Genomic DNA, 22,884 nt, shown 5'->3' with positions numbered 1-22,884 from the left:
AAAGGCCGCTAGCACCAAGCATACGTCCTAGGCGGCCTTTTTGGCACATATGAGCGATCGTAGTAGATATCGGAGCACAACGCCCGTTGCCGCTCCACAGCAGTCGATCATCACATCGGTGATCATGCCGGCGCGTCCCGGCACAAAGAGCTGAATCGTCTCGTCGATCGAAGGAATCAGCAGCAGGAACACCGCCGTGGGCAGCAGCACGTCAAAGGTGCGCCGGCCCTCAAAATCAAAGGCGTGCGTTGCCAAGATGCCGAGCACCATATACTCGGTAAAATGCGCGCACTTGCGAACAACATAGTTGGTCACCCATTCATATGGAAGTCCCACGCCGTGCAGGAAACCGCGGATAGCTTCCATGACCGTTAGGCTCAGCGAGCCCGACCCCGAGCCGGGAACCAGCGAATTGCCCCAGATCAAGAGCGCCATCAGGCAGGTCACGACCGCCCATTTTCGATTGATCTTAACCATGCAGAAGTTATGCCTCCGCGCGGAGCGGCGCGAAGCTGGCGGTACCGCCCTCGATAACGCTCAGGTAGGCACGGCCCGTACGCTTGGCGGTAGAGGACTGCAGGCGCTCGATCTCCTCCTCGAGGATCTGATTGACGCGCTCGTGACGACGGTTTTCCATAATGCCGGCGGCAATAGCCTCGGCCCGCTCGATGCTCTCGCGCGAGATACGCGCGGTATCCTCGGGAAGCACGGAGCTGTGGCGGCCGACATAGACGGGAGCAACCGAGACAGGTGAGGCTGCAGGCGTGGGCACCGCCACGGGGGCGGGCTCGGCAGCCTCGGCCATGATCGCCATGGCTGCGGCCCACATGTCCTCGTGGCCCGAATAATCGGCCATGGGGACATCTTCCTCAAGAGAGGCATCGGGGAGACTGTCGGTATCCACGCGATCCTGGGCGTCGATAGACGCAGTGATGGCGGCAGGCTCGTCCAGATCGGCGAGATCCACACCCTTGGCGTCGGAAATGATGGGCATGCTGGCGAGTTTGGCGTTGTACGGCGCCGCCTCCGCGGCCTGCATTTGTGCCGAAGCGCCCCAAAGCGAGCTTTCGGCAGCTCGGCGAGCGGCAATGGTCTCCTCGTCGACAGCCAGGGGCTCATCGGCAAAGGGGTCGGCGACAGGAGCCGCCTGAGCTGCGCTCTGTTGACCGGCCGAAGTAGCCGACGCGGCAGAGGTGTACACAGCCGACGACGCGCCGTTATAGGCGGCATTGTTGGCGGCGTTGGCTACAAGCGCCACGAAGGCTGCGGTGCTGCCCGCAGGGGCGGCTTGAGAGCCCGAGACGGCGCGTGCGGCAGCGGCGATGTCATCGCGATTGTAAGAACCGGTCTTTCCACCGTTGGTGAGCTCGTCGATTGCGACCTGGTAGACATCGCGCGAACGCGCGGGATCGCAGCTGACCGGGGAATCGTCATCGAGCATACTGTCGATCATAGACCAGGCGTCGGCCTCATCCATGGCGTTGGCCGCGCGCGCGATGGTGGGAACGCCATCGTCGGCGTGGCGGTGCTGGAACGCACCGGTCAGGCCGGAGAGAAATGCGGAAGAGGGCTGTGCGGCATTGGCCTGGTCGGCCGGGACCGCAGGCTGAGGTGCCGCCCCCTGCTGCTGCGCGGGAATCGAGGCGGTCTTGAACTCGCTGTGGGTCCGGCCAAACTGAGCGGCACCGCCCACAGCATCGGGCTCAAACAGGCGGCCATCGTGCTCGGCACGATACTCGGAGATGCCCAGCGAGGCGGCGTAGATACCCACGCCCGCCACCGCACCAACGGCAAAGGGGACCGCGCCCGCGACAACCGTCTCATTAACCGACGAGAACGGCAACGTCGCAGCATACATCACCACGGGGGCGGCAAGGCCGATCCCGCAGGAAAGTCCGGCAAGGACTGCTCGTTGTGTTGCATCAGAAGAAGCCATGAGCTCTCCCCATCTTCCAGCACCCAAATCGCATCATTTAATTGGCTGCGCGAGAGAAGATGAAGCGGGACATGCGTCCCAAAGCAACGGTATATGGTTCGTTTCATCTGCGTTTTCCGTCGCGAAGCTTAAAAGTTATTATGCGAAACCGACCCTCCGATTGCAAGCGATGAGGCCGGATTGTGGCTCGAAAACTGCTGCTTGTCGGTCATAAGGTCAAAAAATGTTGCCGAGTGGCGCCATAAAGAAAGAGCCGGGGCATAAACCCCGGCCCGATTGCCCGTTCTCATGGCGATATAGCGTGCGGCTTTTGGTCTAAAACGTCTGCTCGTAGTCGCTGTGCTTTTTGGCCGAGCGCACCAGGAACTCCTGGTTGGTGTTGGTTCCCTTAAGGCCCTTAATAAACGACGCCGCCGCGCGCTCGGTGTTGTTCATACCAGCGAGGATGCGACGCAGGCCAAAGACAAACGGGCGCATCTGCTCGTCGACCAGCAGGTCCTCGTTGCGCGTACCGGAGGCAACGGGGTCGATGGCCGGGAAGATGCGGCGATCGGCAAGATCGCGGTCGAGCTTGAGCTCCATGTTACCTGTGCCCTTGAACTCCTCAAAGATGACCTCATCCATCTTGGAGCCGGTGTCGATAAGGGCGGAGGCGAGGATGGTGAGCGAGCCGCCGTTTTCGATATTGCGGGCTGCACCCAGGAAACGCTTGGGCGGATAGAGAGCTGCCGAATCGACGCCGCCCGAAAGGATACGGCCCGAGGCGGGTGCCGCCAGGTTGTAGGCGCGGGCAAGACGCGTGATGGAGTCGAGCACCACCACGACATCGCCGCCCAGCTCCACGATGCGCTTGGCACGCTCGATGACGAGCTCGGCCACGCGGGTGTGGTTCTCGGCAGGCATATCGAAGGTCGAGGCCACGACCTCGCCCTTGATGGAGCGCTGCATATCGGTGACCTCTTCGGGGCGCTCGTCGACGAGCAGGCAGATGAGGTGCACCTCGGGGTTGTTGATCGAGATGGACTGGCAGATCTTCTTAAGGATCGTTGTCTTGCCGGCCTTGGGCGGCGACACGATCAGGCCGCGCTGGCCCTTGCCGATCGGCGACACGATATCGATGGCGCGACCGGTGATGGAATCCTTGCCATGCTCCATGCGCAGCGGCTCGTTGGGATAGACCGGGGTAAGGTCGCCGAACTTGGGGCGGTTGCGGATCTGCTCGGGATCCATGCCGTTAACGGTCGCGATCTTGGCGAGGCCGGCTCGCTTGTCGCCGCCGCGCGAAGGGCGCAGCGAACCCTCGATGACATCACCCGTGCGCAGGCGTGCGGAGCGGATGAGGTAAGCGGGGACGAAGGCGTCTTCGTTGGACTTCATGTAACCGTGGGCATGGATGATGCCGGAGCCGTCCGGGCGAATCTGCAGGATGCCCTTAATATCGCGGAAGCCCTCGGCCTTCGCGGCGGTCGTGTAGATCTCCTCGACAAGCTCGGCCTTCTTCTTGCCGGTCGTCTCGATCTCGAACTCTTTTGCCTTCTCGCGCAGCTCGGCGACCTTCATGGCCGCAAGCTCCTCACGCGAAAGCGTGGGCTCGGTGGGGGCGGCGTTGCGCTCCCTGTTGCGCTGTTTGCGGTCGCGCTGACGGCTGCGGCGGTCGTTGTTGCGATCGTCTTTGCGGTCGTTGCGCTCATCGTTGCGCTTGTGCTGACGGCGGCTGGGGCGGGCGCCCTCTTCGGTGTCGACGCCCCCGTCGGCTGCGGGTGCATCGGTGCCGGACGGAGCCTCGCCCTCCGCCTTGGCGTCGGCGTTGGCATGAGCACCGGAATCGGCGTCACCCTGCTGCTCGGCAACCTTGGCCCTCGCGGACTTCTTGCGCGTACGCTTGGGCTTCTCAGTTGCCGGCTGGTCGACGTTCTCGGCCTCGGAAGCGGCATCGGCGGTTGCCTGGGAGGACTTGTCCTCGACGGACTTGGCCTCGGCGTCGACTTTGGCCTTCGCCTTCGTCGAGCGCTTTGCCGCGGTGCGACGGCTACGGCCGGGGCGGACATCGGCGGGCTCGGCATCGGCAGATGCGGGAGCCTCGGTGGACGGAGCGTCCTGGACCCAGAAATCGGCCGCGGCCGTAGACTCGGCCGTCACCGCTGCACCCTGGGCAGCAGCTGCTGCGGCAGCGGCTTTCTCGGCCTCAACATACGCCTTGGGCTTGCGGCCGCGACGATGCGGGCGCAGAGCCGGATCAACGACGGGAACCTCGTTGGCCTCAGCGTGTACGACGGGCTCGGCGGAGGAAGCGCCCTCCCCTGCCGCAGAACGAGCCGGAGCTTCAGCGACCTCAGGAGTCAGTTGCTCGACGGGTTGCTGCGTCTTGGCTGCCGCACGGCGACGCGTGCGCGGTGCCGGCTTCTCGGCCGACTGTTCGGCAGCAGGAGCCTCGGGGGCGACCGGCGCAGCGAGCTCAGTCAATGCCGCGGCCTCGCGCTCGGCAGCGCGACGGCGGGCACGCACAACCTGGGCCTCGCTAATCTGCGCCAGTGCACGGGCCTGCGCGACCTCATCGGAAATGGGGACCGAAGCATCGGCGGCAACGGGCCGCTTCGCGCGCGTGGTGCGCGTCGTACGGCGCTTGGGCTTTTCGGCATCCTCGCCGTCCGCAGCAGGCTTGGCCACACGACGCGTGCGCTTAGGCTTAGCGGGAGCAGCCTCCTCGCTAGCAACGGACGTGGTGGGCGCGGCGGCCTTAGGCGCCTCGGGGGCCGAGACCTGCGCCGAAAGCACGGCCTGGTCCGACGTAACCGGTGCAGCGGGAGCCGTTTGCGTCGTCGTTATTTCGTTTTCTTGTTGTTGATCAGACACAGTGTTTGCTCAACTTTCTTTTCAAGCCCTGTGATCACATGCTCCCTGCATAAACCTTCAGGGCGGCTAAACAGTCTAGCTCCGTCAAATACCGACGGACATCATTGATCTGTATAGAGATGATTGCGTTATATACGCAGCGTTAGTGTAACACAACCGCAACCACCTGCAACTTAGTCATCGGAGACGTTCTTAAACGACTAGTCAAAAGGGATGCTCTTTACAAAGTTCCGGCGTACACCATCGCCACATCATAAGCTGCGGTGAAATAGTCCCCAAATCCCAGCCGGCACCTCTCAAGCAGGAACCATTCCACCGCAACTCATAAGAAGAAGGCAGATCAAGCCTCAAGCATCGAGAAAACGGAACAGCTAAGGGACAAGGGCATCGGCCCCAAGATCGATGTGCCACGAATCGCGCCCATCTGCTACGTTTGCCCCCGCACCCCTGACCATACTCACTATTTTTCGAAAGTCGCAGACCTGCTACCTGCGGTTTTAATATTGCGATTTTCGGCGTGGTTCGGGGTACGCACTTAAACGTAGTAGATGCCCCCGATTCTTGGCAGAAGGTATCCCACCGCTCCTCCACGGGACAAAAATGATCCGTTTTCCTCCGTCCCCTAGGGTCATTTTCAAAACTATGGCTGTTTACTACGATGAATCGCTCAACCACGACCACGCCAAAAACCGAAAAAATAAAACCCCAGCTAGATGGCTTGCACTTTTCGGTGAAAAGCCCGTGTGATTGGAATCCCTCGATTCATCGTAGTAAACCGGTATAGTTGCGATTTGGTAGCATTTTCCAGCAAGCCAAATTGTCTCGCTAAACGCAAAAAGCCCGACCTCCGCATGGGAGATCGGGCTTTCGAGGCTCAGTCAAACCGAACCAACGCAGTCAAACGACCAGCGCTTACATCTGCTCGGGGGCAGAAACGCCAACGAGGGTGAGCACCAGGGCGAGCGTCACGCGGACGGCGTCGCAAGCGGCCAAACGGGCGCGCGAGAGCTCAGGGTCGACGGGACGGCCCTCGCTCGGAAGGACCTGGCAGGCGGCGTAGAAGCTGTGGAAGTCGCCAGCGAGCTCCTCGGCAAAGTGCGTCAGGCGGAACGGGGCGCGATCGCGAGCACAGCTACCGATGAGGTCGGTGAGCTCGTTGAGCTTACGCGAAAGGGCAAGCTCGGTCGGGTCGGTCAGCAGCGAGTAATCGACGTTCTCGCCAATAGCCTTCTCGGCGACGGCCTTCATGCCCATCTCGGCGGCCTGCTCGGCGGTAACGTCTGCGGCACGACGCAGGATGGAGCACACGCGAGCGTGAGCGTACTGCACGTAGTACACCGGGTTGGAGTTGTCGCGCTTCTTGACGGCCTCAATGTCGAAGTCGACCATCTGGTTGGAGCTCTTGGAGATGAGCGTGTAGCGGGCGGCGTCAGAGCCGACCTCGTCGACGAGTTCCTGCAGGGTCACCATGGTGCCCTTGCGCTTGGACATACGGACGGGCTTGCCGTTGCGCAGCAGGTTGACGAGCTGGCCCAGCAGAACCTCAAACTTGCCGGGATAGCCAAGAGCGTCACAGACGCAGCGGACGCGCTCGATGTAGCCGTGGTGGTCGGCGCCCCAGATGTCGATGACGTGGTCGACGCGCTGGAACTTATCCCAGTGATAGGCAACGTCGGAGGCGAAGTAGGTGTACTCGCCATCGGACTTGATCAGGACGCGGTCCTTGTCGTCGCCCAGGTCGGTGGAGCGGAACCACAGGGCACCGTCCTTGGTGTAGAGGTAGCCCATCTTGTCGAGCTTCTCAAAAGCGCGGTCGACGGCGGAGGTGCCGGCGGTCTCGCCCTCGGTGTCCTTCACGTACAGAGAGCGCTCGGAGAACCAACGATCGAAGTCGCAGTTAACGGCGTGGCAAAGGTCGCGCATGTTGTCGACCATCTTTACGTAGCCGCGCTCGCGGAAGCTCTCCATGCGCTCCTGCGGATCGGCGTTGACCCACTTATCGCCGTCGGTGCGCCAGAACTCGGCAGCCTCGTCGATGATGTAGTCGCCGCCGTAGGAGTCCTTGCCCAGAGTCTCGGCAAAGTTGTCCTGATACGGATGGGTCTCGGGATGCTCGTCGCTCTCGTCGGCAACAAAGGCGTCGCGGTCGGCGATCAGAAGCTTGTGAGCCTCGTCGATATCCACGCCCTGCTTGGCGATGATGTCGGCAAGCTGCATATAGCGCGTGCTGATGGAGTTACCGAAGGTGTTCATCTGAGAGCCGTGGTCGTTGATGTAGAACTCACGCTGGATGTCGTAACCGGCGTGGTCCATCACACGACAAAGGGAGTCGCCCAGAGCGGCCCAGCGACCATGACCGATGTGCATGGGGCCGACGGGGTTAGCGGAGACGAACTCGACCTGGGTCTTCAGGCCGCCACCGACGTTGGACTTAGCGAAGTCCATACCCTTCTCGCGGGCCTCGCCAAAGATGGCGTTCTTGACGGCGACGGAGAGGTAGAAGTTGATGAAGCCAGGACCGGCGATCTCGACCTTCTCGATTGCGGGGTCCTCGGGCATATGGGCAACGACGGCCTCGGCGATCCTGCGCGGGGCGCAGTGAGCCAGCTTGGCGGACTTCAGGGCCATGGTGGAGGTCCACTCGCCATGAGAAGTATCAGCCGGTCGCTCGATAGCGCAATCGTCAAGTTCAAATGCGGAAAGGTCGCCGGCCTCCTGGGCCGCAGCAAGCGCAGCGCGTACCAGCTCTTCAATCTTCTCGGGCATAGATCCTCCTTGTGTTAAAGCCCCCGAGCTCTTGGTCACTCGTAGGGCAAAAGCCAGAGTTTGTAGCACTCTATCACAAGCGGTAACTACTGTCGCAGGGTAAAGCTAATAGATATTGCATATGCACAAAAATGACTACCGCTCTTGCACGGCGGTACAAAGTTGGCGGTTTGCCTGCTGTTTATACACGTTCTAGAAATGCATAAACGTATGAATAAGTCGTTCTATTTATCGAATACTCTTACCTATCGGAGTTGTGTGCTTTTCCTGCATAAAGTGATGGTTTGCGCACGTCAACGTGGTATTCTTAACATACGTAAATTCGTATAAGTTGGAGGTAGCATGTTCTCAATCGGTCAACACGTCATTCATCCGGGTCAGGGAGTCTGCACCGTCGTCGGCTTTAGGGACGACACACCGCAGCCCATGTTGTTGCTCGAGACCAAGCAGGGACATGCGCAGACGATTCTCATGTACCCCGTGGCGCAGGCCGACCGTCTGCATGCCGCTATCTCCCAGCAAGATGCAGAGCACCTGCTGAGCCACTACGATGAGCTGGAGTGCGACACCTTTACCGAGCGCAATAGCTCGCTCGAGGAGACGCACTTTAAGCAGCAGCTCAAGCTGGGCGCGCCCGAGACGGTTCGCGTGGCAAAAACCATGATGCACCGTATTCGCCAGGCCGAGGAAGCAGATAAAAAGCCCAGCTCCTACTACATGCGCGTACTCAAGGAAGCCAAGCGCCGCTCCATCGAGGAGTTCGCCGTGGCCCTGGGCGTCACCGAAGAGGCCGCCGAAGCCCGCCTAGCCCAAGCCGCCCTCAACTAACCTGCCCACGCCAAAACCACCACAAAGGGGACAGGCACCTTTGTGGTGGTTTTTTCGTTCTAGTCGTTCTAGTAGTATTCATTCTTAGCGATACCTACGAACACAAGGAGTCTTTTATGGCAGAGCTGCTTTCCGCCGGAATCACCCGCGACCGTGCGTTCGAATTGCTCAACGAGCACAACAAAGACCCGTTCCACATCACCCACGGCGAAACGGTCGAGGGCACCATGCGCTACTTTGCGCGCGAGTTCGACCCCGAGAACGAGGAGTTTTGGGGCATCGTCGGCCTGCTACACGACCTGGATTGGGAGGAACATGAGGACGACCCCATGAACCACACTATCTATGCGGCCGAGATTCTTGAGGGCGAGGGCGCATCGCCTGAGCTCATCCGCGCCATCCAGACGCACACGTCCGATTTCAACTCTTCGCTGCCCAAGCCCGAGCTACAGATGGAAAAGATCCTGTTTGCCTGCGACGAGCTCACCGGCCTGATCGGTGCTGCCGTGATCATGCGTCCGAGCAAGAGCGTCATGGACTTTACGACTAAGTCGCTCAAGAAAAAGTTCAAGGACAAGCGCTTTGCCGCCGGCTGCTCACGCGATGTGATTTCGCAGGGCGCCGAGATGCTGGGTTGGGAGCTCCCCGAGCTCTTCGACCGCACCATCGCAGCAATGCAGTCCTTCGCCCCCGACCGCGACACCTTCCAAGCCTAACCGCCCACGCCACCTATAACCACCACGAAGGTGCCTGTCCCCTTTGTGGTGGTTTTTCGTTTGCGAGAGGTTTAGGGGCGAACCTGACCGGTGCCGCGGAGCTTGTATTTGTAGGTGGTGAGGGCCTCGGCGGCGAAGGGGCCGCGGGCGTGGAGCTTTTGGGTCGAGATGCCGATCTCGGCACCCAGGCCAAACTCGCCGCCGTCGGTGAAGCGCGTGCTGGCGTTGGCGTACACGGCCGAGGCATCGACCGCATCCAGGAAGCACTCGCAAGCATCCGTGTCCTCGGCAACGATGGCCTCGGAGTGCATCGTGCCGTAGCGGTTGATGTGTGCGATGGCCTCGTCCTCGTTCGCCACGACCTTCACGCTCATCTCGAGAGCCAGGTACTCGCGACCCCAGTCCTCCTCAGTCGCGGCGACGTAGTCATCACCCTCGGCAAGCCCGGCATCGGCGCATGCGGCGCAGGTTGCCTCGTCGCCGTGAATGAACACGCCGTGGTCATGCAGCACGGCCACGACCGCAGGCAAAAACGCATCGGCCACAGCACGGTCGACCAGCAGCGACTCGGCGGCATTGCACACGCCTACGCGCTGGGTCTTGGCATTAACGATAATGTTGAGTGCCTTGTCAAAGTCGGCGGATTCATGCACGTAGATGTGGCAGTTGCCCGTACCCGTCTCGATCACCGGCACGAGCGACTCGCGCACGCAGCGCTGAATCAGCCCTGCACCGCCGCGCGGAATGAGCACATCGACGATACCGCGGAGCTTCATGAGCTCGCCAGTGGCCTCGCGGTCGGTGGACTCGATCATCGACACGGCCTCGCGCGGGAAGCCCTTGGCCTCGAGCGCATCGGCCAGCAGCTCGGCGATCATGGTGCACGAGTGATAGGCCAGCGAACCGCCGCGCAGAATGCAGGCGTTGCCAGTGCGGATGCAGATGCCCGCAGCATCGGCCGTCACGTTGGGACGCGCCTCATACACCATGGCGACCAGGCCCAGCGGCACGCTCACGCGGGTCAGGTCCACACCACTTGCAAGCACGCGGTGGTCGAGCACGCGGCCGACAGGATCGGGCAGCTCAGCGAGCTTCTCCAGGCCGACGGCCATGCCCTCGACGCGCTCGGGCGTCAGCAGCAGACGGTCGAGAAGCCCCGCCGAGGTGCCCGCATCACGCGCCGCGGACATATCGAGCTCGTTGGCGGCAACGATGGAATCGACGCCGTCGCGCAGCGCCGCGGCCATGCCACGCACGGCCTCCTGGCGCCGGGCATCGCTCGCCGTGGCAAGCGCGCCCGAAGCGGCCTTGGCCTCAACGGCAAGATCGTGAACGTAGGTGGCTATATCGACCGACATGAACGGCCCTTTCTCTTAGATGTTTGCCAACCATGGTAGCCGATTTGCACGCATCCTCGCAGACGGCGGTAGAATTGGTCAACCCGAAACACCGCAACGAATGGAAGCATCACATGGCGCTCATCACTTCGTACCACGTCCCCGGCCCCTACGTCGAGGACCACAGCATCGACGTCCCCCTCGACTGGCGCGGCCTGGAGCCCATGCTTTTGGCCGTCGGCAGTACCATGCGCCGCGGCGCAATGCCGGCGCCCATCGCCGGTGCACCCGAAAGCATCAAGCTCTTCTACCGCGTGGTTTGCGCGCCCGACCGCATTAACGACGACTTGCCGCTCCTCCTCTTTTTGCAGGGCGGCCCCGGCGGCGAGAGCCCGCGTCCGCTGTCGCCCACAAGCGATGGCTGGATCGAGGAGGCCGTCAAGCATTTCCGCGTCGTGCTGCCCGACCAGCGCGGTACCGGGCGCAGCAGCTGCGTAGACGGGCGTACGATCGCGGCTCTGGGCGATCGCGCCGAGGCAGCAGGAGCCGATGCCGCACGCTCGCAGGCGGACTTTCTCAAGCGCCACCTCGCCAGTTCCATCGTGCGCGACTTTGAGTACCTGCGCCTGGTGGGCTTTGGCGGCAAGCCCTGGGTCACACTCGGGCAGAGCTACGGCGGCTTTTTGACGTTGAGCTATCTATCGCTCTTCCCCGAGGGCGTGGCGGCAAGCTTTACCTGTGGCGGCATTCCGCACGTGCCGGCGAGCGCCGGCGAGGTCTACGCGCACACCTTCCCGCGCATGGCGGCCAAGACCCAGCAGTATTATGACCGCTACCCCGCCGACGTCGAACGCGTGGCGGCCCTGGCAGATGCCCTCGAGGAGCAAAAGCCCGCGTTGCCCGACGGCTCGCCGATGACGGTCGAACGCCTGCAGCTCATGGGCAGCGACTTTGGCATGAAGCCGAGCTTTGAGCGCATGCACTGGATTATCGACCACGCGTTTGTTGATGGCGACGGTACGCTGAGCTGCGGCTCCTCGGTATCCGACAGCTTTTTGATGCGCGCCTTCGAGCGCACCAACACACGCACGAATCCGCTGTACTGGACGCTGCAGGAGTTCATCTACGCCGATGGCGACACCATGCCCATCCGCTGGGCCGCGGCAGAAGAGAAGGCCCATCGCGCCGAGTTCGACACACTCGCGCGCCCGCTCATGTTTACCGGTGAGGCTATGTTCCCGTGGATGTTTGAGCAGATGCCCGAGCTCAAGCCCTTCAAGCCCGCCATGGATCTGCTGATGGAGGACACCAGCTGGGACAAGATCTACGACCCGCAGCGCCTGGCCTGCAACGAAGTACCACTCCAGGCTGCGGTGTACTTCGACGACATGTACGTGGATTCGGGCCTGCAGCTCGATACGCTCAGCCGCATTGGCAACTCGCACGCCTGGGTGACCAACGAGTTTGAGCACGATGGCCTGCACGGCAGCGTGGTGTTCAAGCACCTCTTCGACGAAGCCCTCAACCGCGGAGACCTGCGCCAGATCTTCTAGCAAAGGAGTGTCCCCGTCCACCGGCACAAAAAGAGCGTCCCCTAGTGCAGAATAAGTGCCGCAACGACAATGCCGCAGGTAGAGAACGAAAAGCAAAAACACCCCTAAGCGAGCAAGGTGACGTGAAAGAGGAGGGCATTGACCTTTTGGTCATGCCCGACGATTGAACGTCAGATTGCCGCTTAGGGGCGTTTGCAGCGTCAATTGGTTAGGCGAAGACGATCAGATTATCTCGATGGATCGCGGGCTTCTCGGCCAGGTCTGCCAGCAGGCGGTTGCCGGCAATCTGGTCCTGGCGGCGTCCGGCTGCAAGCTCCAGCACGTCCGAATCGGCCTCGGCAATACCGCGGGCGACAACCATGCCGCTCGGGTCGCACACGTCGAGCACATCGCCCTCGGCAAACGTGCCATCGACCTCGCGAATACCCACCGCAAGCAAGGAAGAACCACGGCTGACCAGCGCCTTCGCAGCACCATTATCGACCGTCACCGAGCCATGCGCCTTGTCGCCCAGCGCGATCCACAGCTTGCGGGGCGCAATGTCCAGACGCTCCGCCGGCGGATCGAACAGCGTGCCCACGCTCTCGCCGCGAGCGAGGCGCACGAGCGCATCGGGCTCCTCGCCCGAGCAGATCACGCTCTGAATGCCCGCCGTCATCAGAATGCGGCTCGCGCGGATCTTGGTGATCATGCCACCCGTGCCCACCGATGTAGAAGAATCGCCCGCCGAGGCGATAATCTTGGCATCGATCTTATGCACGACCGGGACAAACTCGGCCGTTGGGTCCTCATGCGGATTGGCGGTATAGAGGCCATCGATGTCCGAGAGCGTCACGCAAAGATCGGCAGAAACCAGGCAGCTTACAAGCGCCGCCAGCGTGTCGTTGTCGCCAAACTTGATCTCATCGACGGTAACGGTATCGTTCTCGTTAACGACCGGCACCACGCCCAGCTCCACGAGGCGCAGCAAGGCGTCGCGCGCATGCAGGTAGGACGTGCGGCGGGCCGTGTCGTGGCGCGTGAGCAGCACGAGCGAGGTGAGCAGGTCGCGCGCATGGAACTCCTCGTCGTAGGCCGACGAGATGATACACTGACCGGCCGAGGCGCAGGCCTGCAGGCTCGGCAGGTCGCCGACCGGCTTGCGGTCGAAGCCCAGCACGGGATAGCCGCAGGCGATAGCGCCCGAGCTCACCACGACCAGGCGCCAGCCGAGTTTGCGCAGGGCTGCGGCCTGATCGGCAAGCCCGCCGATAAAGGCGCGGCTGACCTTGCCGTCGGAGCCCACCACCGTGGACGAACCAATCTTTACCACCATCGTTTTATAAGAAGTCGTCATACGTCAAACCAATCGAATGTTGAGCAGGCAGGCGAGAAAATGATCCGTTTTCCTCCGTCGCATGCGGATCACCGGAGAAGCCGCAAGGCCAACTGATCCGTTTTCCTCCGTCCCCTTCGAATCATTTTGCCCAGGGAAAGGCAGAAGCCGCGGCCATGTTCTTGCGCACGAGCTCGTCGCGCACCTGTGCTAGGCCCTGCTCCATGCCCACCACATAGGTCTGCGGGTACAGGAAGCGCTTGTAGACCGGATCAAGATGGTCCAGTGCCCAGGTGCAACGCTCGCGTGCGTCCTCAATGCTCTCGCGCGGGGCAACGGCGCTGCCATCGCGCACGATCGGCGCCAGCAGCTCGCGATACTCAAGCTCGGAAACGTCGGTCACCAGGGCGGCATCGTTCACGGCCACGAGGGTATTGCCACGCGCGGCGCCCTCCCCCGCCAGATGATCCTCGTCATAGATCATGTCGCAGATCGGGCCGCCAAAGCCGTCGTAATAGCGGCGCACGCGCTGCACGCCCGGGATCGTGCGCTTGTAGGGCTGCTCGGAGAGCTTAACCACCGGCGTCCACGGGTCCGTCTCGCTCGCACGGCGGGCGGAAAGCTTGTACACGCCGCCCAGCGCCGGCTGGTCATAGCAGGTCGCGAGCTTGGTGCCCACGCCAAAGCTATCGATAGGCGCACCCTGGTCGAGCAGTGACTGAATCGTGTACTCGTCAAGATCGTTGGAAACCGAGATCCCCACATAGGGCAGGCCCTCGGCATCAAAACGGCCGCGCACATACTTGGAGAGCTTGGCGAGGTCACCCGAGTCAATGCGAATAGCCGACAGGCGCTCGCCCACCGCCTCCATCTCCTTGGCAACCGTAATGGCATGCTCGCAGCCCTCGCGCACATCGTAGGTGTCGATGAGCAGCGTACAGTTCTTGGGGCTCGACTTGGCAAAGGCGCGGAAGGCCTCGAGCTCGGAATCGAAGCTCATCACCCAGCTGTGCGCATGCGTGCCAAAGACGGGAATACCGTAGCGGCGCCCGGCGAGTACATTGGACGTAGAGGAGCAGCCGGCAACGTAGCTCGCGCGCGCGACGGCCAGGCCGCCATCGGGACCCTGGGCGCGGCGCAGGCCAAACTCGGCCACGGGACGGCCGTCCGCCGCCAACACCACGCGCACCGTCTTGGTGGCGACAAGTGTCTGGAAGCCGACGATGTTGAGCAGCGCCGTCTCGAGCAGCTGGCACTCCAACGCGGGGCCGGTGACGCGCACCATGGGCTCGCGCGGAAAGACGAGCTCGCCCTCGGGGACGGCGTCGATGTTTACATGCGCACGAAAATCGCGCAGGTAGTCGAGGAATCCAGGCTTGAACATCGCGCCGCCGGCCGGGGCCTGGAGCGAGGCGAGGTAGTCGATGTCCTCGGGCGTAAAGCGCAGGTTCTCGACCAGCTCGGGCAGCTCGGCGGTACCGCACATGACGGCGTAGGCGCTACCAAAGGGATGGTCGCGGTAAAACGCGGTAAAACAACCCTGCTCGTTGGCCTTGCCGCTCTCCCACAGGCCCTGGGCCATAGTGAGCTCGTACAGATCGGTGAGCATTGCAATGTCGGTGGGATGCGAGATGTCGGTCAAAGCCATGGGGCGACCTTTCGGATGCGTGGTACAGAATTTGAGGGTTGGACGAGGCGGACGTGCGGGCATGGAGCCCGGCGCGAACAGGTTAGTGCAGGCCCATGCTGCCGGTGATCGTGTAGACCATAAAGACGATAAACGCGATGAGGGCGAGCACGATGATGATTTTTTGAGCCGGAGCCATGCCGGGAATCTCGCCCTCGGCTGTAGGCTCCTTGGAGGTGACCATGCGCTGGGCAAAGGTCATCTCGTCACGACTCGGCTTGGGCTCGGCGGGCTTGGGATGAGCCACCTTTTTAGGTTGAGGTTTGGGTGCGGCAGGCGCAGGCTTCGCAGTGGCGGGCTTGGGCGTGGGCGCGGGCTTGCGCTCGGATGCGGCCCTCGTGGCGGCTTCCTCGGCCTTTGCGCGCTCGGCACGCAGGGCAGCCAGCTCCTCACGCTCGCGACGAGCCTCTTCCTGAGCCTCGCGGCGGGCCTTCTCGGCGCGGAGCTCTTCCAACTCGGCGCGCTCCTCGTCGGACAATGGTTGTGACTCAAGCTCGGCCATAGTACCGCCCTTTCTTTTTAAAAAAAGCCGCCGACACAATGTCAGCGGCTTATCAAATCCAAGGGTGGAGACGAAGGGAGTCGAACCCTCGGCCTCTGCCATGCGACGGCAGCGCTCTCCCAACTGAGCTACGTCCCCAGGACAAGTCGATATTTTACCTACGGCTCGCCAACTGTCAACGCCCAATACCCAGTCTTTTTGGGACGAAGCCATTTTGACTACTTTTCGAGCAGACAATCCTCTCGATGATTCTTTAATCCCCGTCCCAGAAAAATCATCCGCGTGCGCGCTACTTTGCGCTGGTGAGGACGCCGGTGGTATCAAACGCTGGGGTGAAGCTCTCGTCAACCGCGCCGCCCTCTTGCCAGAACATCGTCGTAAAGCCCAGGTCGTCAGCATGATCGAGTACCCGCTCGTACTCATCGCGCGTCACGGCACGCGCCAGGTCGCCGCCCTGCTCGCGCATGAGCGCATTGGGCGTGTACTGGTTCATGACCGAGATCGGCACATCGCCCACCGTCTGCCACACAAGGTCCAGTACGCGACACGAATCGTCCGCATGCCCCGGCAGCACCAGGTGACGCACGATCATGCCGCGCTTCATGAGCCCGTCCTCGTCCACCAGCTCTCCCCCGCGGCGTTCGATCTCGCGTGCCATTTGCGCCAAGCCCGACACGGCCACACGCGGGTAGTCCTTAATGTGGGAGAGCGACTGCGCAAGCCCCGCATCGGCATATTTAAAGTCGGTAAGCCACACGTCGACCAAATCGCCGAGCGCCGCCACGGCACTCGCGCGCTCATAACCGCTCGTGTTGTAGACGATTGGGATGGACAGCCCGCGCGCCCGCGCCGCGGCAATCGCAGCCGGCAGCAGGTGCGCGTAGTGTGTCGCCGTCACCAGGTTAATATTGTTCGCACCCTGGTCCTGCAGCTCCAACATAATCTCGACCAGGCGCTCGGGCGAAATCTCAAGCCCAAAATTGCCCGTCGAGATCTCGTGGTTCTGACAATAGACGCATTTGAGCGAGCAGCCGCTAAAGAAGATCGTGCCCGAACCGGCCTCGCCCGAGATAGGCGGCTCCTCCCACATATGAAGCGCCGCGCGTGCCACCTTGAGCGTGTCGTTAGCACCGCATACGCCGTGCGCACCCTCATCGCGCGCCGCACCGCAACGTCGCGGACACAAATGGCAGGCGGGCGAAAAAAGTTCGGTCAACGACGTCGGCATAAAAACATGCTCCAAAACAACGATTCAGCAGCTCAAACGCAAAAGGGCCAACCACACAGACGGCTCGAGCCCAAGGCGCCGTAATCGTCCGACACGATTTTTGTAATGTCAAGACTGGAATCCACAAAGTGCGGCTTTATGATGTAGGTATTCCGCCCCCCGCGGAGCAACTGGGTGAACCGTCGCGTTTATTTAGGGAGCCCACACAGTCGTACCTAGTACAGGTATCCTTCGTTGTTAAGGACGCTGGAACAGTCGATGAGGGCACCCACCTGTTTTAGGTGGGTTCATTTTCGTAACGTGGGGGGTGGTTTTCTTTTGCCGAAAGTCGCCATTGCGAATCCCGCCAAGATCCCCAAAAGGCACTAGGCGGAACCCCACTATCACCCCAATATCTGGTAAGCACGTGATTATCGCCCCGCGCAATTCCTCACACCCTCCTTGGTCGAGTATCATGGGTCAGCTATACCCTTCGCGGCATGGCATCCTTTGACCTTTTCCTTCGACGCTTGGCGGTTTATCGATTCATGGCTTCCTCCACGAGCTTCATACCGTACCTTTGCGTGGCGGTCGCGGCTTTTATCACGACCTTCCTTGCGGTGCCCCTGGTCAAGCGCCTGGCAATCAAGCTCGACGCCGTCGACTATCCTTCCAAGCGCCGCATCAACACTAAACCCATCCCGCGCATGGGCGGTACGGCGGTCTTTTTAGGCCTCGTCGTCGCCTGCACTGTGCAGATCCTAGGCACCTGGTACCTGGGCTGGCCGCCCGTTTTGGTGCCTCATCCCCTCTTGCACATTAGCTACCCCATACTGGCGCTTTCTTTTACCGTCATCTTTGCGACCGGCGCAATCGACGACGTCTACCAGCTCAAGCCCAAGCAAAAGCTGGCCGGTCAGGTCCTCGCCGCGCTCATCGCCTGCGTGGGCGGCCTGCGCATCGGCGTCATCGTCAACCCGTTTGCCCCCGGCGAGATTATGCTCGGCTGGCTCGCCTACCCCATCACCGTGATCTACCTGGTGGCGTTCACCAACATCATCAACCTTATCGACGGCCTCGACGGCCTGGCCACGGGCATCTGCGGTATCGCGTCGTTCACCATGTTTTCGGTCGCCGTGCTCTCGGGCCGCATCGACGCCGCCGCGCTCTCCATCGCGCTCTTTGGCTCGTGCCTCGCCTTCTTGCACTATAACTTCAACCCCGCGAGCATCTTCTTGGGCGACTCGGGATCGCTGCTTCTGGGCTTTGCACTGGGTTCCATCTCGCTGCTCAACGTGAGCCGCACCGCCGCGCTCACCTCGCTCATCATCCCGCTCATCGTGGCCGGCGTGCCCATCATCGACACGTTTAGTGCCATCGTGCGCCGCAAGCGCGCCCACATTAGCATTGGGCAGGCCGACAAGGGACACATCCACCATCGCCTCATTCAAGAGGGCTACAACCAAAAGCAAGCCGTACTGCTCATCTACGCCTGGTGCATACTGCTTTCGGCCGGCGCCGCCGCCATCAATCAGGTCGAGGTCCCCATACGCGTGCTCATCTTTACCGTGCTCGCCATCGGCTCGGCGGCCTTCGCCAAGCACCTGCACCTGTTTGAGCCCGTGCTGCGCCACCATTACAACAAGCGCACGCACGAAGACGAGTTGGTAACCCCCGACGACCCTGCTTTTAAGCAGGAGGAGGAGGCAGCCGAGGATCGTAAGGAAGAGCGCCACCACAAGCTCTAGGGTAAGCTGCCGAGGATGTGCCCGGGCACCTTGGCCACGCGCAGCCGCGCCGCACCCATCGCACAAGCCGCCCCTCTCCCACCCCTCGCCTACTTATGTCCCGCCCCTCCAATAAACGCGTTATCATCTTGACCCATGAACATACGTTAGGAGCAATCATGCCAAACGAGAACAGCTACGAAGTCGCGCTGCAAAAGAGCAACGCCATTCGCGAGGGCCTGGCCAAGACGCCCGAGAAGTTCACCATGCTTACCGGCGACCGCCCCACCGGCCGCCTGCACCTGGGCCACTACTTTGGCACCCTCAAGGGCCGTGTTGAACTGCAGAACATGGGCGCCAAGACCAACGTGCTCATCGCCGACTACCAGGTCATCACCGATCGCGACACCACCGAGCACATCCAGGACAACGTGTACAACATGGTCATGGACTACCTTGCCTGCGGCATCGACCCCGACAAAACCATGATCTACGCGCACTCCGCCGTGCCCGCCGCCAACCAGCTCATGCTGCCGTTCCTGTCGCTGGTGTCAGAGGCCGAGCTGGCGCGCAATCCCACGGTTAAGGCCGAGATGGAGGCCTCGGGCCACGAGCTCACCGGCCTTCTGCTCACCTACCCGGTGCACCAGGCCTGCGACATCCTGTTCTGCAAGGGCAATGTGGTGCCCGTCGGTCGCGACCAGCTGCCGCACATCGAGCTCACCCGCACCATCGCCCGCCGCTTTAACAACCGCTACGGCAAGGTGTTCCCCGAGGTCGACGCGCTGCTTTCCGAGACCCCGCTGCTGCCCGGCCTGGACGGTCGCAAGATGAGCAAGAGTTACGGCAACGCCATCAACATCTCGATGACCGCCGAGGAGACGGCCAAGCGCATCAAGAAGAGCCAGACCGACTCCGAGCGCATGATCACGTTCGACCCCGAGAACCGCCCCGGCGTGTCCGGCCTGCTTTCGACCGCCGCCATCTGCACCGGCCGTTCCGAGGTCGAGATTGCCGAGGAGATTGGCATGGGCGGCTCCGGCCAGCTCAAGAAGTACGTGACCGAGGCCGTCAACGAGTACTTCGCGCCGATCCGCGAGCGTCGCCAGCGCTACGAGAACGATCTGGACTATGTGAAGGACGTGCTGCACGAGGGCAACCGTCGCGCCAACGAGATCGCCGAGCAGACCCTGGCCGAGGTTCGGGACGCCATGGGCATGGTGTACTAGACCGATCTGCTGGCTTGAGCTTTCGATTGCTATAGGGCGGGCGCTATGGCGTCCGCCTTTTTTGGTGCCCGACCGGCTCGGCTCTACCCATTGCACTCCCCCGACAAACGGGAACGGGCCCGCCGGCAGTCAGTTGCCAGCGGGCCCGTTCCCGAAGTACACCGTTGAATCGCACAGAGGGGAGGAATGCGAATCAAACTCAACAGGGCAGGCTTTTTCATCGCCTATTGCCCGCTCCGTTGCTGAATATAATATAGTTCACCGTGGTTTACTTTCTTGCGTCAATATGCGCCGCCACACCTTCTCCATAAGTTAGCCCCGGTAAACCTACAACGGAAAACCACCACAAAGGGGACAGGCACCTTCGTGGTGGTTTTGGCCACGGCAGAACTGTTAGAGTCCAGCTGGCCAGCGACAGGCGGCCAAGTCGACGTGCATGTCGTCCTTAAACGCCACACCCTCCCCTAGCAAAAGCTCACGTTGAGCATCGGGGCCGCCAAAAGCAAAGCCCTCGCATATGTGCCCGTCGGCAAACACCACGCGATGACAGGGAATTTGACCAGGGCGTGGGTTGCTATGCAGCGCATACCCCACATAGCGTGCACTTCGCGCGCGACCGGCGAGCAGCGCCACCTGACCGTACGTGGCGACCATCCCCTCGGGGATCTGCTCGACCACCTCATACACCTGCTCAAAAAAGCCCTCAGACGCCATCGCTCGCTCCCTTCTCCGCATTAACAGCATAAAGAAATGATCCCTTGGGGACGGAGGAAAACGGATCATTCGCGGCCTCCGTGCGGTCGATGATCCGTTTTCCTCCGTCCCCAAGGGATCATTTGTTGGCAGGTCGGTTAGTTGGCGGGCTGGAAGAAGGCTACGGCTACGGCGCCGGGGCCTACGTGGGTGCCGATGGTGGCGCCGATGGTGTGAACGGGCAGCTCGCCCTCGGTGTGGCCAGCCCACAATGCCGCACTGTCCTCGATATACTTCTTGAGCACCGCATCCGAAAGGCCCGTATAGCCGAGCGCCAGCGGCATGGAAAAGTCGATGCCGCCCGCCTTTTCGACCTTTTGGTTCAGCAGGTTGCGGCCGTTCTTGGAACCGCGTGCCTTGCCCAGCTGCACGATTAGACCGTCCTCGACAGCTACCACAGGCTTTACGTTGAGCAGCGTACCCACGGCGCCGGCAGCAGCAGACAGGCGACCGCCGCGCACCAGGTACTCCAGCGTCTCGAGCAGGCCAATAACCACCACGCGGTCGCGCACGGCCTCGACCGCCGCCGCAATCTGGGCCGCGCTACGGCCCTCGTCCACCAAGCGCAGCGCATACTCAACCAGGATGCGTTCACCCAGGGTGACGTTATTGCTATCAACCACGTACACATCGCCGCCCGGCGCCTCGGCCAGTGCGGTACGGGCGCTCTGATTGGTGCCCGAGAGCTTAGCGCCCACGGTAATAATCACAGCCTCATCGCCGGCTTCGCGAACCTCGGCGATAGCCTGCGAGAACGCGTACGGGTTGACCTGGCCGGTCTTGGGCAGCTCATCGCGCTCCACGAGCATCTCGTAAAAGCGCTGGTGATCGATGTCGATGCCATCCATGAACACATCGGTTCCAAAGGTGACGGACAGCGGCAAAACGGCCAGTGCCGGATGCTCGGCCGGCGACATATCGCTTGCGGAATCGGTAATAATGCGGACGGACATAGCGAATCCTTTCTTGCGCGGACCTCGCGCAGGGAATTTTGACAGCAATGCCCCGGCACGGTATACGCGCTTAAACGGGACGATGCAGTTGATAATGGGAAGCAAATGCCCAGGCGGCCCTACAGCTCGCGCAAGGTGTTGAGAATCGTACGCAGCGACGCATACATCTGCTCACGCTGCTCCACGCCCATGGCCTTGCCGGTGGTGTCGAGCACTTCACGAATAATGCAATCGGCCTCGTTCATGCTCTCGCCGCCCAACGTGGTCAGGCGAACCGGGGCGCGATACTTAACGGCGGCATCGCCCGAATCGTCGACTTCGACGTAGCCGCCCTCCTCCAGATGCGCCAGCGTGCGCGAGACGGCAGCGCGGGTCACGCCAGCCATGCGGGCGAGGTCGGCACCAGTCAGGCCGTCCTTGCTGCGCTCAAGATAGTACAGGCACATGATGTCGGAGCCCTTAAGGCCCAGCCTTGCGCCCTCAGATGTCTTAATGCGCTGGATCTCCTTGTAGAGTCCGCTGATCAGTCCGACAAAGTCCTCGAAACGTGTCTCGTCGCTCTGCTGCATGGGAGACGACCGCCTTTCGCTTGCATAATGCTAACGGGTAAACATCTTAACCGTACCCAGCGGCCGCCAGCACTGCGCGCCCTATTTGTTAACTCATCAACATAAAAATCACCACAAAGGGGACAGGCACCTTTGTGGTGGTTTGGGGCATCAATAGGTTCTAGGCGCCGCTACAGCTCCACGCGGGGATTGTCGCGGGTCACAAGCGTCTTAACGACAACCGTCGCTCCCAGATAGCGCTCGAGCAGATCGGCAAGACGGTCGATGGCGGCCTGACAGTCCCCCATGCGCTCGGGCTCTACACACTCAATCGCCAGGAATGCGTCGGCCGAATCGTCGGACAGAGCCGTTCGAACGCCGTCGCGCCAGTTCCAGCAGCGGCACACGGCGCCTGCATCATCGATATAGGCCAGCTCGCCGGGAAGCGTCGGGTCATCCGCTTCCTCGCCAAGCGGCAAGAACGCATCGCCACCGTCGGTCACCTTCAAGCGAAGATCGCCCTCAATCGCATGCAAATCCTCGCCTCCCACGGGCAACGCGTAGGTCAACGACACCGTGTTGTAAATATCCACCGCGGGTGTAATGTGGCCCACCGGCTTGCCCTTGAGCACGCGCTTGAGCAGGTTCTCGATTGAACAGCGCGCGCCCTTTTTGGTCTTGAACAGACGATAGGCCTCGCGCCATGCCTTGACCGGTGCGTTCTCGCTGATTGTATCGCTGGTCAGATGACGCTCCGCATCGATATTCGCGCGATCGAGCAACGCCGCAATCGCATCCACGTCCTCTTGAGGAATCTGAGCCGTGGACTTCATACCCTCCACGACCACCACACCGACCGCTGCCTGCGGAAACAGCTCCCAGAATGAATCCTCGGCAATAAAGCTCTTCATACGTGCTCCCTTCACGATTCGCCCCAATGCGAATGCCTAAACAAAAAGCACCCTTACAACGGC

General features: G+C 61.6%; 18 protein-coding genes and 1 tRNA gene. 5 read left to right on the top strand and 14 right to left on the bottom strand.

What is annotated here, in order from left to right:
- Window positions 1-27: 27 nt before the first annotated feature.
- The 4 genes from ACKUUJ_RS05445 to argS all read right to left on the bottom strand — a co-directional run bounded on the left by ACKUUJ_RS05445 (window position 28) and on the right by argS (window position 7,555).
- Window positions 28-477, bottom strand: a complete 450-nt coding sequence (locus ACKUUJ_RS05445; RefSeq protein WP_409064916.1) for a VanZ family protein — start codon at window positions 475-477, stop codon at window positions 28-30.
- A gap of 7 nt (window positions 478-484) precedes the next feature.
- Entirely contained in the window at window positions 485-1,936 is a 1,452-nt protein-coding gene (locus ACKUUJ_RS05440) for a hypothetical protein (protein ID WP_409064915.1), read from the bottom strand.
- A gap of 315 nt (window positions 1,937-2,251) precedes the next feature.
- A complete protein-coding gene (rho, locus tag ACKUUJ_RS05435) occupies window positions 2,252-4,789 on the bottom strand; it encodes a transcription termination factor Rho (protein WP_409064914.1) in 2,538 nt (845 codons plus the stop codon).
- 912 nt (window positions 4,790-5,701) lie between these two features.
- Complete coding sequence (gene argS, locus ACKUUJ_RS05430) at window positions 5,702-7,555, bottom strand: arginine--tRNA ligase (protein WP_409064913.1); 1,854 nt, start codon at window positions 7,553-7,555, stop codon at window positions 5,702-5,704.
- 342 nt (window positions 7,556-7,897) lie between these two features.
- On the opposite strand from argS, the gene ACKUUJ_RS05425 reads away from it, so the two are divergent.
- Window positions 7,898-8,383, top strand: coding sequence for a CarD family transcriptional regulator (locus ACKUUJ_RS05425; RefSeq protein WP_006235480.1), 486 nt, complete (start codon window positions 7,898-7,900; stop codon window positions 8,381-8,383).
- 116 nt (window positions 8,384-8,499) lie between these two features.
- A complete protein-coding gene (locus tag ACKUUJ_RS05420) occupies window positions 8,500-9,099 on the top strand; it encodes an HD domain-containing protein (RefSeq protein WP_390398328.1) in 600 nt (199 codons plus the stop codon).
- 71 nt (window positions 9,100-9,170) lie between these two features.
- On the opposite strand, the gene ACKUUJ_RS05415 is transcribed toward ACKUUJ_RS05420, so the two are convergent.
- A complete protein-coding gene (locus tag ACKUUJ_RS05415; protein WP_409064912.1) occupies window positions 9,171-10,457 on the bottom strand; it encodes a glutamate-5-semialdehyde dehydrogenase in 1,287 nt (428 codons plus the stop codon).
- 113 nt (window positions 10,458-10,570) lie between these two features.
- On the opposite strand from ACKUUJ_RS05415, the gene ACKUUJ_RS05410 reads away from it, so the two are divergent.
- Window positions 10,571-11,989: an alpha/beta fold hydrolase gene (locus ACKUUJ_RS05410; RefSeq protein WP_409064911.1), complete on the top strand. Its 1,419-nt coding sequence runs from the start codon at window positions 10,571-10,573 to the stop codon at window positions 11,987-11,989.
- A gap of 208 nt (window positions 11,990-12,197) precedes the next feature.
- On the opposite strand, the gene proB is transcribed toward ACKUUJ_RS05410, so the two are convergent.
- The 5 genes from proB to ACKUUJ_RS05385 all read right to left on the bottom strand — a co-directional run bounded on the left by proB (window position 12,198) and on the right by ACKUUJ_RS05385 (window position 16,721).
- Window positions 12,198-13,325, bottom strand: a complete 1,128-nt coding sequence (gene proB / locus ACKUUJ_RS05405; RefSeq protein WP_409064910.1) for a glutamate 5-kinase — start codon at window positions 13,323-13,325, stop codon at window positions 12,198-12,200.
- Between the two features lie 121 nt (window positions 13,326-13,446).
- On the bottom strand, window positions 13,447-14,952 hold the full coding sequence (locus ACKUUJ_RS05400; protein WP_409064909.1) for a nicotinate phosphoribosyltransferase: 1,506 nt from the start codon (window positions 14,950-14,952) through the stop codon (window positions 13,447-13,449).
- A gap of 82 nt (window positions 14,953-15,034) precedes the next feature.
- Window positions 15,035-15,493 carry a hypothetical protein gene (locus ACKUUJ_RS05395; RefSeq protein WP_409064908.1) on the bottom strand — a complete coding sequence of 153 codons (459 nt, stop codon included), beginning with the start codon at window positions 15,491-15,493 and terminating at the stop codon, window positions 15,035-15,037.
- 65 nt (window positions 15,494-15,558) lie between these two features.
- Window positions 15,559-15,631 (bottom strand) — tRNA-Ala (locus ACKUUJ_RS05390).
- A gap of 151 nt (window positions 15,632-15,782) precedes the next feature.
- Window positions 15,783-16,721, bottom strand: coding sequence for a radical SAM protein (locus ACKUUJ_RS05385; protein ID WP_409064907.1), 939 nt, complete (start codon window positions 16,719-16,721; stop codon window positions 15,783-15,785).
- Between the two features lie 527 nt (window positions 16,722-17,248).
- Between ACKUUJ_RS05385 and ACKUUJ_RS05380 the strand changes: the two genes are divergently transcribed.
- Both ACKUUJ_RS05380 and trpS read left to right on the top strand, forming a co-directional pair.
- Window positions 17,249-18,448 (top strand): glycosyltransferase family 4 protein, encoded by a 1,200-nt coding sequence (locus tag ACKUUJ_RS05380; RefSeq protein WP_409064906.1) that lies wholly within the window; start codon window positions 17,249-17,251, stop codon window positions 18,446-18,448.
- Window positions 18,449-18,606: 158 nt separating this feature from the next.
- The gene (trpS, locus tag ACKUUJ_RS05375; RefSeq protein ID WP_118079659.1) at window positions 18,607-19,656 is read left to right on the top strand and encodes a tryptophan--tRNA ligase; all 1,050 of its coding nucleotides are present in this window, start codon (window positions 18,607-18,609) and stop codon (window positions 19,654-19,656) included.
- Between the two features lie 393 nt (window positions 19,657-20,049).
- On the opposite strand, the gene ACKUUJ_RS05370 is transcribed toward trpS, so the two are convergent.
- The 4 genes from ACKUUJ_RS05370 to ACKUUJ_RS05355 form a co-directional block, all read right to left on the bottom strand.
- On the bottom strand, window positions 20,050-20,370 hold the full coding sequence (locus tag ACKUUJ_RS05370; RefSeq protein ID WP_409064905.1) for an MGMT family protein: 321 nt from the start codon (window positions 20,368-20,370) through the stop codon (window positions 20,050-20,052).
- Between the two features lie 137 nt (window positions 20,371-20,507).
- Entirely contained in the window at window positions 20,508-21,362 is an 855-nt protein-coding gene (locus tag ACKUUJ_RS05365; RefSeq protein ID WP_349125122.1) for a DegV family protein, read from the bottom strand.
- Window positions 21,363-21,481: 119 nt separating this feature from the next.
- Window positions 21,482-21,931, bottom strand: a complete 450-nt coding sequence (locus ACKUUJ_RS05360) for a MarR family winged helix-turn-helix transcriptional regulator (RefSeq protein WP_118079653.1) — start codon at window positions 21,929-21,931, stop codon at window positions 21,482-21,484.
- Between the two features lie 170 nt (window positions 21,932-22,101).
- Entirely contained in the window at window positions 22,102-22,821 is a 720-nt protein-coding gene (locus tag ACKUUJ_RS05355; RefSeq protein ID WP_409064904.1) for a B3/4 domain-containing protein, read from the bottom strand.
- Window positions 22,822-22,884: the final 63 nt, after the last annotated feature.

The sequence above is a fragment of the Collinsella sp. wc0583 genome, from assembly GCF_046116915.1.
GTDB lineage: Bacteria > Actinomycetota > Coriobacteriia > Coriobacteriales > Coriobacteriaceae > Collinsella.
This window is presented reverse-complemented; position numbering and strand designations above follow the sequence as displayed.

Bases quoted from the DNA above. Each gene is read 5' to 3' on its own strand.
- proB (WP_409064910.1), bottom strand. From the start codon at position 13,325: ATGACGACTTCTTATAAAACGATGGTGGTAAAGATTGGTTCGTCCACG.
- ACKUUJ_RS05410 (WP_409064911.1), top strand. From the start codon at position 10,571: ATGGCGCTCATCACTTCGTACCACGTCCCCGGCCCCTACGTCGAGGAC.
- argS (WP_409064913.1), bottom strand. From the start codon at position 7,555: ATGCCCGAGAAGATTGAAGAGCTGGTACGCGCTGCGCTTGCTGCGGCC.
- trpS (WP_118079659.1), top strand. From the start codon at position 18,607: ATGCCAAACGAGAACAGCTACGAAGTCGCGCTGCAAAAGAGCAACGCC.
- ACKUUJ_RS05385 (WP_409064907.1), bottom strand. From the start codon at position 16,721: ATGCCGACGTCGTTGACCGAACTTTTTTCGCCCGCCTGCCATTTGTGT.
- ACKUUJ_RS05445 (WP_409064916.1), bottom strand. From the start codon at position 477: ATGGTTAAGATCAATCGAAAATGGGCGGTCGTGACCTGCCTGATGGCG.
- ACKUUJ_RS05355 (WP_409064904.1), bottom strand. From the start codon at position 22,821: ATGAAGAGCTTTATTGCCGAGGATTCATTCTGGGAGCTGTTTCCGCAG.
- ACKUUJ_RS05400 (WP_409064909.1), bottom strand. From the start codon at position 14,952: ATGGCTTTGACCGACATCTCGCATCCCACCGACATTGCAATGCTCACC.
- ACKUUJ_RS05420 (WP_390398328.1), top strand. From the start codon at position 8,500: ATGGCAGAGCTGCTTTCCGCCGGAATCACCCGCGACCGTGCGTTCGAA.
- ACKUUJ_RS05395 (WP_409064908.1), bottom strand. From the start codon at position 15,493: ATGGCCGAGCTTGAGTCACAACCATTGTCCGACGAGGAGCGCGCCGAG.
- ACKUUJ_RS05425 (WP_006235480.1), top strand. From the start codon at position 7,898: ATGTTCTCAATCGGTCAACACGTCATTCATCCGGGTCAGGGAGTCTGC.
- ACKUUJ_RS05440 (WP_409064915.1), bottom strand. From the start codon at position 1,936: ATGGCTTCTTCTGATGCAACACAACGAGCAGTCCTTGCCGGACTTTCC.
- ACKUUJ_RS05415 (WP_409064912.1), bottom strand. From the start codon at position 10,457: ATGTCGGTCGATATAGCCACCTACGTTCACGATCTTGCCGTTGAGGCC.
- ACKUUJ_RS05380 (WP_409064906.1), top strand. From the start codon at position 17,249: ATGGCTTCCTCCACGAGCTTCATACCGTACCTTTGCGTGGCGGTCGCG.
- ACKUUJ_RS05360 (WP_118079653.1), bottom strand. From the start codon at position 21,931: ATGCAGCAGAGCGACGAGACACGTTTCGAGGACTTTGTCGGACTGATC.
- ACKUUJ_RS05365 (WP_349125122.1), bottom strand. From the start codon at position 21,362: ATGTCCGTCCGCATTATTACCGATTCCGCAAGCGATATGTCGCCGGCC.
- ACKUUJ_RS05370 (WP_409064905.1), bottom strand. From the start codon at position 20,370: ATGGCGTCTGAGGGCTTTTTTGAGCAGGTGTATGAGGTGGTCGAGCAG.